Consider the following 352-nt stretch of genomic DNA (forward strand, 5'->3'; position numbering starts at 1 on the left):
TGATCGAGCATCTTTATCTATATTATTCTTAAAAGGTTTGTCCGCCCATTTAGTAACAGTCTTAGATGTGGAATTATTAAACCCCCAACTATTGGAGGAATTCGTTCCATAATTAAGTCCAGCACTACCTGCAGGAACCCCATAATTCACTCCAGAGCTATTGCCTAGATTCAAACTATTGGTAGAGGAAAATGTATCTTCAAACTGAACTGTTCTTAGATTCACTTCGTTTTGGTGGATTTTTTCAGAACCATCGTTTTTGGTTTCTTCAGTATCCGCGTATTTGATCTCACTTGTGATTTGGTCGGTGGAGCCGGTGTCCGTTTTCAAAACTTCGATCTGCATTGTGACC

At 39.5% G+C, this 352-nt stretch carries 1 protein-coding gene; it reads right to left on the reverse strand.

Features of this window, described 5'->3' with window-relative positions; all coding sequences use genetic code 11:
- Positions 1 to 352: hypothetical protein (locus tag EHO58_RS19610; protein WP_244241242.1), on the reverse strand; the 352-nt coding region annotated here is incomplete at both ends.

This window comes from Leptospira selangorensis, from assembly GCF_004769405.1.
GTDB classification, from domain to species: Bacteria; Spirochaetota; Leptospiria; order Leptospirales; family Leptospiraceae; genus Leptospira_B; species Leptospira_B selangorensis.